The sequence below is a fragment of the Paenibacillus thalictri genome (genome assembly GCF_004307995.1).
GTDB lineage: Bacteria > Bacillota > Bacilli > Paenibacillales > NBRC-103111 > Paenibacillus_AF > Paenibacillus_AF thalictri.
Genome location: NZ_SIRE01000016.1, coordinates 86957 through 99412 on the forward strand (window position 1 = coordinate 86957; position 12456 = coordinate 99412).

The 12456-nt window shown below is 49.9% G+C and carries 11 protein-coding genes; all 11 read right to left on the bottom strand.

The window, feature by feature from the left end:
* Nucleotides 1-33 precede the first annotated feature (33 nt).
* The 11 genes from EYB31_RS22025 to EYB31_RS22075 all read right to left on the bottom strand — a co-directional run bounded on the left by EYB31_RS22025 (nucleotide 34) and on the right by EYB31_RS22075 (nucleotide 12443).
* Nucleotides 34-1236: an iron-containing alcohol dehydrogenase gene (locus tag EYB31_RS22025; protein ID WP_131015580.1), complete on the bottom strand. Its 1203-nt coding sequence runs from the start codon at nucleotides 1234-1236 to the stop codon at nucleotides 34-36.
* A gap of 21 nt (nucleotides 1237-1257) precedes the next feature.
* On the bottom strand, nucleotides 1258-2685 hold the full coding sequence (locus tag EYB31_RS22030; RefSeq protein WP_131015581.1) for an aldehyde dehydrogenase family protein: 1428 nt from the start codon (nucleotides 2683-2685) through the stop codon (nucleotides 1258-1260).
* 49 nt (nucleotides 2686-2734) lie between these two features.
* Nucleotides 2735-3829 (bottom strand): mandelate racemase/muconate lactonizing enzyme family protein, encoded by a 1095-nt coding sequence (locus EYB31_RS22035; RefSeq protein WP_131015582.1) that lies wholly within the window; start codon nucleotides 3827-3829, stop codon nucleotides 2735-2737.
* Between the two features lie 41 nt (nucleotides 3830-3870).
* Nucleotides 3871-4713, bottom strand: a complete 843-nt coding sequence (locus EYB31_RS22040; protein WP_131015583.1) for a carbohydrate ABC transporter permease — start codon at nucleotides 4711-4713, stop codon at nucleotides 3871-3873.
* Nucleotides 4714-4728: 15 nt separating this feature from the next.
* A complete protein-coding gene (locus EYB31_RS22045; protein WP_131015584.1) occupies nucleotides 4729-5607 on the bottom strand; it encodes a carbohydrate ABC transporter permease in 879 nt (292 codons plus the stop codon).
* 72 nt (nucleotides 5608-5679) lie between these two features.
* A complete protein-coding gene (locus EYB31_RS22050; RefSeq protein WP_165452548.1) occupies nucleotides 5680-7047 on the bottom strand; it encodes an ABC transporter substrate-binding protein in 1368 nt (455 codons plus the stop codon).
* 151 nt (nucleotides 7048-7198) lie between these two features.
* A complete protein-coding gene (locus EYB31_RS22055) occupies nucleotides 7199-7870 on the bottom strand; it encodes a GntR family transcriptional regulator (RefSeq protein WP_131015586.1) in 672 nt (223 codons plus the stop codon).
* A gap of 272 nt (nucleotides 7871-8142) precedes the next feature.
* Nucleotides 8143-8523 (bottom strand): VOC family protein, encoded by a 381-nt coding sequence (locus tag EYB31_RS22060; RefSeq protein WP_131015587.1) that lies wholly within the window; start codon nucleotides 8521-8523, stop codon nucleotides 8143-8145.
* Nucleotide 8524: 1 nt separating this feature from the next.
* On the bottom strand, nucleotides 8525-9361 hold the full coding sequence (locus EYB31_RS22065; protein WP_131015588.1) for an HAD family hydrolase: 837 nt from the start codon (nucleotides 9359-9361) through the stop codon (nucleotides 8525-8527).
* Nucleotides 9362-9495: 134 nt separating this feature from the next.
* Nucleotides 9496-10542, bottom strand: a complete 1047-nt coding sequence (locus EYB31_RS22070; protein ID WP_131015589.1) for an FAD-dependent oxidoreductase — start codon at nucleotides 10540-10542, stop codon at nucleotides 9496-9498.
* Nucleotides 10539-12443 (bottom strand): FAD-dependent oxidoreductase, encoded by a 1905-nt coding sequence (locus EYB31_RS22075; RefSeq protein ID WP_131015590.1) that lies wholly within the window; start codon nucleotides 12441-12443, stop codon nucleotides 10539-10541. The genes EYB31_RS22070 and EYB31_RS22075 overlap by 4 nt, the downstream gene beginning before the upstream one ends.
* Nucleotides 12444-12456 lie beyond the last annotated feature (13 nt).

The following is a 12456-nucleotide window of genomic DNA, read 5'->3' on the forward strand; positions in this document are numbered from 1 at the left end:
CTCCCATGACTCTTGAAGAGCAAGCTGAAGCTTCTAAAATGCCGCCTCCAAAAGAGAGATCATCCCGTCCCGGTTAGGTGTCCGCGGATTGTTTCGAATCAGCCTGTCAATTTTGAGCGCTGAATCCGCAACTTCCGGAATCGTTTCGCGCTTCAGCCCGATGGATGAAAGTTTGGTAGGCAGCCCTATCGATTCCAGCAGCTCCATCACTTTGCGAACGACAAGCGCCGCCACTTCTTTATTCGTCAAATGATCGCAAGGCAGAGCCAACGCATGAGCGATGCTGCGCATTTTTTTCGGCTGAGCTTCAGCGTTAAAACTCATAACATAAGGAAGAAGAAGTCCTGTCAGCTCGCCATGAGGCGATTTGGTCAATCCGCCCAACGGGTAAGCGAGCGCATGCGCAGCCGCCGTACCCGCATTGGAGAAAGCCATTCCCGCAAGCAGGCTGCCCTGCAGCATGTTGGACCTCGCTTCGATATTTGCGCCTTGCTGAACGGCTACAACCAGATTGCGGCAGATCAATTGTATGGCCTGCAGCGCCAACGTGTCGCTTATAGGGTTCGAGCCTTGGAACAATATTTCGCCTTCCGCCCGGATATATTTGAAATCGGTAGCCATATAAGCTTCAACAGCATGAGCCAAAGCATCAATGCCGGAACAAGCCGTCACATACGGCGGCAGCTCGACGGTCAGCTCCGGGTCAAGCAAGGCGATTTTGGGACGAAGAAAGTTATTGGAGATGCCTACTTTGATATTGTGCTGCGTATCGGTAACAACGGCAACGGAGGTGACTTCCGAACCGGTCCCTGCCGTCGTGGGAATCGCAATAAGCGGCGCTATGGCATGGGGGATGGCGTTTTCCCCGAAATACTGCCTCGGATGCCCCCCATGCTCCAGCAGCAAAGCTACGATTTTGGCCAGATCGATACTGCTCCCGCCGCCCAAACCGATGATCGCATCGATATTCATCTGTGATTTGGCAAACTCGAAACATTCGACAGCTTTCTCGATAGGCGGTTCCGGAATCGCTCCATCGTACACAATCAGCTCATATTCCCAAGATTTCAGAAGTTGTTCAACCCGGGACAAAATGCCGCTTTTGACAATACCCGGGTCTGTGATCAACAACACATGTTTGGCTTTCAAACTTTTCAGAGCGGCATCCAATCGCTGAATCGAGCCGTTCCCAAAAATAATCCGTTCCGTCGAAAAAAAATCCCAATAATTTCTCACGGCAGGAGCCCTCCGTTAACATTAGAGTTCAATGACCACGATTCGTTCTTCGGTCATCTCTTGTACCGCATAAGAAGGACCTTCTCTTCCAATTCCGCTGTCTTTGACTCCGCCATAAGGCATAATGTCCGCCCGGAACGAAGATGAATCATTAATAATGACACCGCCGAATTCCAGCCTTTTGGCCGCAGACAGAGCCAATTGCAAATTGGATGTAAATAAACCGGCCTGTAAACCGAAGTCCGAATCATTGGCAGCTTCAATCGCCTCGTCGATGCTGTCATACGGAACGATACTGACAAGCGGGGCAAACACTTCCTGGCAGACGACTTTCATCTCGGGAGTTACGTCTGTCAAAATCGTCGGCTGCAGCAGCGCTCCCGTCCGTTTTCCTCCGAAAACAACACGCGCTCCTTGACTCACCGCTTCCGTAATCCATTCTTCGACACGCGCCGCTTCTTTTTCGGCAATCATCGGGCCTACGTCGGTTTCCTCCTGCTCCGGATCCCCAACCGCCAGGCCGCCGGCGAAAGTTACGGCTTTAGCTACAAATTCATCGTAAATATCTCGATGAACGTAGATGCGCTGGACGGAAATACAGGCTTGCCCATTATTGGTAAAACCCCGGCTGACACAAAGCCTAACCGCCTTTTCCAAATCCGGCGCGTCTTTGTGCACGATGTTGGGAGAATTGTTGCCGAGCTCTAAAGTCACCTTGCGAATGCCCGTCGAATTTTTAATCTGCTTGCCGACGCTTGGGCTTCCGGTGAACGTATACATGTTAATTCGCTTGTCCTCTAACAAATATTTGCCTATTTCTTGACCGGAACCGTTAACGATATTGAGATACCCGTCAGGCAGTCCGGCTTCTGCCAATATTTCGGCCATTCTGAACGAACTCAGAGGGGTATACCCGGCCGGTTTCAACACCACGGCATTTCCGGCCGCAATCGCCGGCGCAACCTTGTGAGCCACTAAATTTAACGGAAAGTTAAACGGCGTAATCGCACATATTACCCCTACCGGCACTCTGATCGTAAAGGCCAGCTTGGAGTTATTGCCCGGCTGTCCCTGGATCGGAATTTCGCTGCCGCCTATTCGTTTGGCTTCCTCCGCAGAAGCGATAAACGTCTGAATACAGCGGTCGACCTCCTGCCTGGCGTCTTTTAACACTTTGCCGCATTCCTGAACTATGGTTGAAGCGATCTCTTCTTTTTGCCTGCGGAACCATTCGGCGGATTTCATTAAAATTTCATAACGTTCATAAGGAGCCAGCGCTTTCGTTCGGACAGCGCTCACCGCATGTTCAACCGCAGCGCCAACCTCCTCCCTGGAAGCTTTCGCAACCCTAGCAATCACTTCATTCGTAAACTTATGGTACACCGGGAATGTCTCGTTTGCTTCCCACCATTTTCCACCGATAAAATTCCCATATATTTTTCCGGTCATGCTTGCCTCTCCTTATCGCTGTAAATTCGCACAAATGCCGATGCTTGTGTCAGTCGACCCGGTGCGCTTTGATGAAGTCGCTTCTGACTTCCGTGCCCATGCCCGGAGTATCCGGCAGCAGCACCTCGCCATCGACCATTTGGAGCTGAGTGGCCATCATGTCGTTTTCATGTTTTAAGCTGCCGCTTTCCAAGTAGATCGCGTTAGGGATCGCGCAAAGCATATTCACATTAGCCGGACCCCCGCCGTGGCTGGCAATATGCAATCCTGCCGCATCCGTAATGGCCCCGATTTCCAGCCATTCCGTCGGCCCGCCGGCCCGCCGGTTATCCGGCTGATACACGGAAGCGGCGCCCGCTTTTACCGCATCGTAAAATTGATGTTTGGAATAAAAATTTTCACCGATCGCAATCGGGATATCCAATGCCTGCACCAGACGGGCGCTGTTTTCTTTATGCTGCGGAATCAACGGTTCCTCCAGCCAGCGGATGCCCAGCTCCTGATATGCCCTTCCCCGTTTTATCGCTTCCCGTTCATCGAAGCCTTGGTTGGCGTCAACCATAATCGGGAACGCCGTCCCTAATTCCTTTTGTACGGCCTTGATCCGCTGAATGTCGTCTTCCAGGGAATAACGCCCCACCTTCAGCTTGATCGCTTTAAACCCTTCTTCGGCCACGGCAAGACACCGCACGATAAAATCTTTCTCCCCTCCGTAGTACCAGCCGGCCATCGAATACGCCGGTATGCGGTCTCTGCAAGCTCCCAGCACTTTGGCCGTCGGCAGGTTCATCGCTTTGCCTACGATATCCCACAAAGCTATATCAATCGCCGACACGCCAAAGTGAGCCAAACCTTCAACACCGTGATAGTCGGCGACACCCCACAGCTTTTTGCGGATTTGGCGGGTGAAGAACGGATCCTCGCCAATGATGATGGGAGCCAGTTCCTTCTCCAGCAGCATTTTTAAAATATCGGCCGTCGGTTTCCCTCTGCCAATATGGGTTGTAGCGTATCCAACAATACCTTCGTCCGTAAATATTCTCGTTACAACGGTTCTTCCCGCATCATACGTGTGCAAAGCGTCGCTGGCCGGATTTTTCACTTCAACTTCCAAAATAATCGCTTCGAGTTTGGCAATTTTCATTACAAATTCCTCCTCAATAGGTTGCTGGAATGTGTATTGCTTTATTTAATCCCCGACGAAGCTACGCCGTCGACTAAATACCTCTGAAAAAAAACAAATACCGTAAACAAAGGGATCAACGACAGCATGGACATGGCGAACAGCTGGCTGTATTCCGACTTGCCTTCTCCCGACGTAATAAATAAACTTAAACCCAGCGATACTGTAAATTTCTTCACTTCGCTAATATAAATCAACGGGTGCAAAAAATCGTTCCAAGTGGATATCGTCGTAAAAATCATCGCCGTCACCAATACCGGCATGGACATCGGCAGGATCAGCCTGGTATAAATCTGGAATCGGTTACAACCGTCAACGGTCGCCGCATGATCCAGCTCTTTAGGCAAGCTGCGTATAAATTGAATCATCAAATAAATGAAAAACGCATTTACGGCAAAAAACCGGGGAACCAGCAGCGGCAAATACGTGTTGATCCACTCGAATTTATTAAACATAATGTACTGCGGAATGAGCAGCACATGCTCGGGAATCATAATCGTCATTAACATAATGCCGAAAAACAGCTTTTTTAACGGAAAATCCATTCTGGCAAACGGATACGCCGTAAGCGAGCAGCTCATCACATTGCCGATAATCGATATCGCCACGATAAAAAAGGAGTTTTTGAAAAAAATCGCGAAGGAAGCTCCCGAAAAACCGGACCAGCCCTTGATGTAGTTATCCAGCGTCATTTTTCCCGGCCATAAGCTCATATCGGCAAGGATGTTCAAATCCGCGCGAAACGAGCTGACCAGCATCCAAAGCACCGGATAAAACATGACAAATGCGAAGAGAATGACCACAGCATGGAACATAAATGCGTTGAATCCCTTTGAAGCAGTCATGTTTGGTTTCCTTTCTTATTCCATATAATGTACCCATCGTTTCGATGTCCAGAAAGTGACAAGCGAAAACAATCCGATAATCACCATCAAGAGCCATGCCATAGCGGAAGCAAATCCCATCTGATAGTTCTGGAACCCTTGCTGGTATAAATATAACGTGTAAAACAAGGTCGATTTCACGGGCCCCCCGGAGCCTCCGCTCACAATATACGCAGGTGTAAATGCTTGGAAGGTAGCGATAATTTGCATAATCAGATTAAACAATACAAAAGGAGTAATCAAAGGCAACGTAATGTGGAGAAACCGGCCTATCCTGCCGCTTCCGTCCATCGCGCAGGCTTCGTACAATTCCTTAGGAATTTGCTTTAAACCCGCCAGAAAAATAATCATCGGCGAACCAAACTGCCATACTTTCAACAATACGATGGTAAACAGCGCGGTTTCGGGACTGGCGATCCAGCTTGATGTTTGTATATCAAACAGCCATAACAATTGATTAAGCAGCCCCTCCGCGCCAAAAATTTGCCTCCACAATAAGGCGATCGATACGCTTGCTCCGATCAGTGACGGGATATAATACAAACCCCGATACAGATTTACGGCACGGCTCATGCTGTTGCTAAGCAGAAGGGCAAGCGCCAAGGCGGCAATCAGTTCCAGCGGGACGCTCAGAAACACATACTTGAAAGTCACTTTAAGCGATGTGTAAAACGTATCGTCGGTAAATATATGGTAGTAATTTTGCAGCCCCGTCCAGACGGGCGTATTAAACATATCGTAAGAAGTAAACGACAAATACAATGAAGCGACAAGCGGAAATAAACTAAATATCAGCAGCCCGAGAAACCACGGCGTCAGAAATAAATAGGCGATCCCGTAATCTTTGAATTTCATGCGACTCTCTCCTAATTGGAGCAGCGGCAAGCTTGGCCGCTGCCCCATCGCTTGTTTGTCCGCGTCATCCATTTAGCGTTTCAACAGCTTCTCCGCTTCGGTAAAGAAAGCATCGACCGCTTGTGTGATTGTTTTTTTCTTGTAGGCGATTTGCTGATTTTGATCGGCAATTAATTTATTGACGGCGTTGCTGGCGACCGGGAACGGAACGGTGGAGGTTGCATTTTTGCTGACCGCTTTCTGATAATCGCTGACCGCTTTCATCGCCGGACTTAACGTCGGTTCCAACTCCTTCATGACTTTCGTTTGTCCGACCGGGCCATAAAGCAAGCCGAACTCTTTGGCTGCGCTCGCATCATTAGCGAACAGATTGATAATACGGGCCGTTTCCTCCGGCACTTTGGATTTTGTATAAATGCCCATATATACGCCGGCAAGCTGATCGTAGGAAGTGCCGCCTTTTGTCTGCGGCATTCTGACAATGCCTAGCTGGTTGTTCTTCATAATCTCCTGCGCAAGCGCAAACTGGTTGGACGCGCCCATTCTTACGGCTACCTTGCCGAGGCCAAACAATCCTTCCGCTTCAGGTTTGCCGTCGTATTCCGCCGAGATGTCAGCAGGGGGAATACCGCCCTTCTGCCGCAGGTTATCCCATACCGTATACCAGTCGGCCATATCTGCTTTTTCAAAGCCAAGCCCGCCATTTTCGCTATACAAATCTTTTCCCCGCTGCTTCAAGAAAGCCTGAAACTGGTTGATCGATCCGCCCAAATCAACGCTTCCCCATGTGCCTTTATCCAGCTTGCCGGCAAGTTCAATCATCGTCTGGGAGAACTCATCCCATGTCCAATCAAAACTCGGCTCCTTGACTCCGGTTTTTTTGAACATATCCTTGTTGTAGAATGAAGCCAGAATCGAGTTCCCTTGCGATACCGTCAGCAGCTTGCCGTCGACTTTACCGCTTTCTACAATCGCCGGATCGAAGTCCTTCAGGTCAATGACACCTTTATCTACATATGGCTTCAAATCCAGAAGCTGGCCCCGCTTGGCGTAGTCATACAGCGTATATAATGTGAAAATCATTAAATCCGGGGCGTTGCCCCCGGCCGTTTGGGTATTTAATTTCGTATAATAATCGTTGGATGAGGCGAACTCCCTTGTAATTTTCAGATCGGGTAATTTTTTTTGAATTTCGTCAAAGGTGGATTGATAAATTTTGTTGCGCTGCGCATCTCCATACCAGCTGACTCTGACCTCCTTGACTTCGGTTTTGGCTGGACTGGCCGGTGCCGGACTGGTTGGAGCTGGATTCCCAGCGGGGTTATTCGTGGTGTTTGCTGTGGTGGTAGAGGGTGCTTGTGAGGTGTTGCTGCTTGAACATCCAATCATAGTTGTCGTTAAACAAGTGATCAACAACAGGGAAACTGATTTCGCCTTCATGTTTACCTCCTGATTAATATGATTTTGATTGGCTTTCGCAACTAAAGAACCGCCCTTCATATTGGTTTAAGTTAAATTCATCACCTCCTGACCGTCGTATACTTGCCAAACGATAACTGATAACGCTTACAAAATTGTTTCAAAAACACAATCAGTGAATCCGTTTTTCAAACAGCCGGCTTTTTGCGTCTTTAATATGGTTGATCACGGCTTCTTCAGCGCGGTATATGTCTCGCAGACGTATCGCCTCGATAATATCCTGATGTTCGGCGGAGGCTTCCTGCTGATCCACTTCACCCCTCATATGATAAAAACGCGCGATATGCAGATGGCAATGCATGCCTACATAAGCATCGGTTAGAAAAGAATTACCGGCCGCATTCACCATCAAATAATGAAACTGCTGGTCCAACTGATTAAACTCCAGAACTTCCTTATAGCTGCCGCCCATGCGGATGGCTGAAATTCGCTCCGTAAGCGGTACCATTTCATCCAGTACTTGCAATCGCCCGGATCGGATCACACTTCGGACCGCTTGCGTTTCGATTAATATACGCGTCTCCAGCATATCCGTCATACGTTTATCATCCAAAACTCCGCTGACCCGATAACCCTTATTCGGTTCAAAAATAACCAGCTTCTCCGAATGCAGCCGGGATAAAACTTCTCTTAGCGGAATCGGACTGACATTTAATTCTCTGGACAGCTGGTCGATGTTAATTTTCTTCTCGGGGGATAGTTCCCACCCAAAAATCTTCTCCTTCAAGTAGTTGTAGATATACTCGGTTCGTATGACTTTGTCCATGTCCGTATCTTTCTGCACGTAACTTCCTCCCGTACACGCATAACTAAAGCTTAAAATCAAATATGATTACAAACAAAATCTTAAAATATAATATACGATATGTCAACGAAAAATTGGGTTTATATCCAAAAAAGACCTAAAAACCTTACTAATCACTTCATAAAACAGAAACCATCAATAAAATCGTATATTATAATGAAATTTAACGTATATGATAAAAAGGCTTGGCGACCCCGTAGATAAAATGAATCTCCGGTGACCCAAGCCAATGGGAACGGGAACATCTCCCATCAAATATAATTCGAAATCTCCACCAAGTTGCCGTCCGGATCCCTGACGTACACCGACCCGATCTCCCCGACAGCGCCGGTGCGTTTCACCGGGCCTTCTTCGATAGGTACGCCCAGCGAGTTCAAGTGCTGAATAACTTCATGCAGCGGCGTTTCGCTGATCAGACAAAAATCGCCGGAGCCCGGCGTCGGCTTCTCCGCATGCGGCTTAAATTCATGCCCGGCTTCATGCAGATTGATTTTTTGCCGCCCGAATACAAGCGCTTTCCGGTTCTGTCCGAACACAACCGCCTCCATGCCAAGTACGGTCGTGTAGAACTCGACCGTTTTGTCGATATTTCCGACAGTAAGCACAAAATGGTCCAATCTGTCGATTTTCATCTTATTCCCCCCTTGCGAAAATGGACTGCAAATACCGGGCCACGCCATTCTCCTTATTGCTGCCGATAACCCCGTCGGCCAGCCGGAGCAGCTCGGGATTAGCATTGCTGACCGCATATTTCTCGTCCGCCGCTTCAAACATCGGAATATCGTTCAGATTGTCGCCGAAACAAACGATCTTATCGAAGCCGCATGTCTCTTTGACAAACAAGACGCCGTTTTTCTTCGTCGCATGGGAGCTGGAGATTTCCAGCCAATGATACCCCGGCGCATAAATATCCGGACCGTAATGGCAGACACATGCGGATTCGTCTTTGTACGTTTCATAGGCGGCTTGCAGCCTTTCGGGAGTATCAATGACGTTCATGCTGATGATGCGCTCATGCAAGCTTTCGCTGTAATCTTCGGTAAGCCGGAACCGCTGGTCCCCGTTTCCGAGCCGATTGCCGATATAATCCGCTTCGCTTTCGTTATGGATCCCGCGGTAATATATTTTCGGCTGGCCCGACAAGTCGATCGTATACACCAGCGGGTTGAGCTGCTGCTGCAAATAAGTGGCAAGTATCTGGGCCGCAAGCCCATTCGGTAAATAATTGCTTTGAATGCGGAGCTGCCGCTGCATATCGTAAATAAATACGCCGTTCATCAAAACAACCGGCAGCTCCAAGCGCAGTCCTTGAACAATGTCTTTGACGGAATCGATCGACCGGGCCGTCGCAATTGTAAACGGCATGCCTTGATCAATCAGGCCGTTTAATATGCGGGCCGCTTCGGGCTCCAGCTTCTTGTCGTCGTTCAGCAGCGTTCCATCCAAATCGGAAACATACAGTGTTTTCATCTCGTGCGCTCCTCCTTTTATGGTACTTCCGATTATACCATGAACTGGATACAGCAAATCCCAAAATATATCAGCACAAAAACCCCCAATAGCGGGGGTTAAAAGTCGGAACATAGGTATGTTACCTCATCTTATTACATTATTTCGGCTGCTTTGTTGCGCAAAGACTCAAGCGTCAGCTTGCCGGAAGTTTCTCCAAGCTTGAACAAATTTATGATCGCCAGTTGTTCCTGCTCAATTGCTGCCGGAAACCCTTCGATCCACGATCCGGATAACACAAGTCCGTCGGCCAGCTTTGGATTCGTCAGCATGCCGCGGCCCAGCTCTACCGGCGTTCCGTGAGGATCATCCGGATTCCGATCCAGCAATACGGCGGCACAGCCGTTATCTTCTCCCTCCGCTGCCAACGTGCATTCCGGCGTGCTCCAGACGTCATCGGCGATATAAGTAAGCACCCCGTCCGCCAGCTCCGGTGCATGATTACGCAAAATGGACAAGGATGCGTCCACCAGGCCGGACCATTCATCACGACGCAATAAGCGCGCGATTTCAAGCGACACCCTCCACTCACCCGGCCAAAAGGTAGGCTCGCACGTCACGTTGACGCTGCCGTATTCATCGTGAATATAACTGAACTCCCGCCGGCTCATTTCCGGCACGTTATTGTACAATAACCGAATCATAGAGCGGCCGCTCGTATTTTCCACCGCTTTGAATACGGACCGGCTTATTTTTCCGTACATAGAAGCGTCGATCACATGGGGTGCGCGAATGAAGCCGTATCCCGATTTAGAGGCGACTTCCAAACCGCGAATTTTTCCGCCTTCCAGCGCGATGCCGGATGCCCATACTTGAAACAAAACGTCCGCATGAGCCTCATCCAGCATATCGTCGAAGGCAGCCGCCGCACAATTGGTATCCAGCTTGCCGTCAAACCATCCCTTGCGTTTCTCCAGATGCGCAAGCAGCGATACGGCAGCAGGAACATCCGGGAACCGCGACAGATCGACAAACAAATTCCTGGCTCTTACAATCTCTCTCCCCAGCGAACCGGTAGGTTCGATGAGAACTACGCTTGCGCCTCCTTCGGCGGCAGTTTTGGCGGCGGCGACACCGGCTGCTCCTCCGCCGACAACGATAACATCATACGTCCCGATAACGTTTTGAGTATTTGCATTCATGCTTGAACAGCTCCCTTCGCTTCACTTAACCGGGCTGTCATCATAGCTGCAGCCGTTCTGGCATACCCTCGGCGGTCCTGCATATAGGTACGCAAAACTTGTAAGCCGTCTCCCCCGATTCGTCCAAGCAAATAACCTGCCGTGATTTCGATGCCCCATCTCATCGAACTGCACTCTCCTTTGGTAGGCGTGATCCCATGCGAGCCTTTGACAAAATAATCGTCACCCAATTCCGGATCCTGCAGCAATTGCCCGATTGCTTGTTCAAGCCGCGCTTTCTGCTGGTCCGTCAGCTGCTCGGCTACCGCAACCAAATAATGCAACATATATAAAACGGTTGTGCTTTTTCGTTCCTTGAACAGCGCTTCGATGACGTCCGATGCAACGATCGGATTTCCCTGCTGCTTCAGCAAGATTAATGCGGCGAGCCATCTCTCCTCCGAGCAGGTAAGCGGATCCGGTTTCTTCTCGGCATCCCTGCTTCTGAATACATTCGCCAATAACGGAACGCTGGACGGATGCCGGATTAAACCAAGCCCCAAAGCGATCCCCCGCAGCTTTTTGCCTTGCGCATACGGCAGTGCCTCCAGCAACGAAGGCGCACATATGTCTCCAAGCTGCCAAATCCACCATAAAGCGATGTCTTCTTCCCCGCCGCCCAAATAATCGATCAAGAACTCCACATGACGAGTTTGATCCTCTTCCAGAAGCAGATCACGCCGATGCTCCTTTGTTTCCGCTTCGAAGACCATCCAAGGTTCGCTTTCGCGCTGCAAATCCGATTCCTGCAATACGCCCCTGGCGATCAACTTATGCTGCAAGTCGGGAATACTTACATTTCTAGGAAGAGTTTGCTGCTGGACGCTTAACGCCGCCGCCACGCCGACTACTTCCCCGACCTTCTGCATATCCCTTTGCATCCGCAATGTCATGGAGCAGTCATGGTCCTGCGAAAGCGCGCGGCATCCGATCAGCAAACCGTCGATTTGCCGTGGGACAAAACAGCGGTAAGGCACATCTCCGCCGAATGGAATTTTACGAAAACCAAGAATGGGAATATAAATTTGCGTAAAGTCACTTTCGTTGGCGTAATCGTACGTGTGGGTGTCATGATGGGAGAAACAACGCATCACGACATCGTCAAACCTTTTATCATGCAGCATATCATCCTGATGCAATACATATTCCCCGAGAATGATCCGTCCTTCCCTGATGCCAAGCTGGGGGCCGATCACTGTATAATGGGTATTGCTCGGATCTTCCTGTCCCCGCCAGGCGTACTGGCGCCCTGCACGATAAGCCCGGGAAACATCGCGGGGATCTGTGCTGATCACCCACCCGATATCGAAATTTTTATATTGCAGCACGCCTCTTGGGTCAATGTAGCGGGGCGCCAAGGAGTACGTATGTGTTGCCCCGTCCCATTCGCGGCCTTGTGTAAATTCCGCTCCCGCCAAATAAGCGACATCGCCGTCTCCCGTGGAATCGATGGTCACCTTCGCTAGGATTTCCACCTTCTCCCGATCGGTTTCCACGATTACGCCGGCAACCTGTTTTCCATGCATGACAACATCCGCAACAACGGCATCATAAACAACTTCTATTCCCAGCTCCCGCACCCGTTCGGAGAGAACAAGCCCTTTGGCCTCGGGATGAAACCCCCGGCTTTTTCCCCCCATATGTTTGGCAACGCTGCGGGTGGAGTAATCAATATTCGTCTGCGTTCCGCCCATACTGCCATAATAGTAGTAATGAATCCCCCCGCGGACGCCAACTCCGCCCAGAACGCCGTCCCGTTCGACCAGTATCACTTTGGCGCCTTCCTCTGCCGCTCCGATGGCGGCTACTGCGCCCGCGGTGCCTCCTCCTACAACCAGTACATCGGTAATGAGCTGTTTCATGTCGTGAACCTCC

Coding starts and splice junctions, on each gene's coding strand:
- EYB31_RS22075 (WP_131015590.1), bottom strand. CDS start 12,443: ATGAAACAGCTCATTACCGATGTACTGGTTGTAGGAGGAGGCACCGCG.
- EYB31_RS22040 (WP_131015583.1), bottom strand. CDS start 4,713: ATGACTGCTTCAAAGGGATTCAACGCATTTATGTTCCATGCTGTGGTC.
- EYB31_RS22030 (WP_131015581.1), bottom strand. CDS start 2,685: ATGACCGGAAAAATATATGGGAATTTTATCGGTGGAAAATGGTGGGAA.
- EYB31_RS22045 (WP_131015584.1), bottom strand. CDS start 5,607: ATGAAATTCAAAGATTACGGGATCGCCTATTTATTTCTGACGCCGTGG.
- EYB31_RS22060 (WP_131015587.1), bottom strand. CDS start 8,523: ATGAAAATCGACAGATTGGACCATTTTGTGCTTACTGTCGGAAATATC.
- EYB31_RS22070 (WP_131015589.1), bottom strand. CDS start 10,542: ATGAATGCAAATACTCAAAACGTTATCGGGACGTATGATGTTATCGTT.
- EYB31_RS22035 (WP_131015582.1), bottom strand. CDS start 3,829: ATGAAAATTGCCAAACTCGAAGCGATTATTTTGGAAGTTGAAGTGAAA.
- EYB31_RS22050 (WP_165452548.1), bottom strand. CDS start 7,047: ATGAAGGCGAAATCAGTTTCCCTGTTGTTGATCACTTGTTTAACGACA.
- EYB31_RS22065 (WP_131015588.1), bottom strand. CDS start 9,361: ATGAAAACACTGTATGTTTCCGATTTGGATGGAACGCTGCTGAACGAC.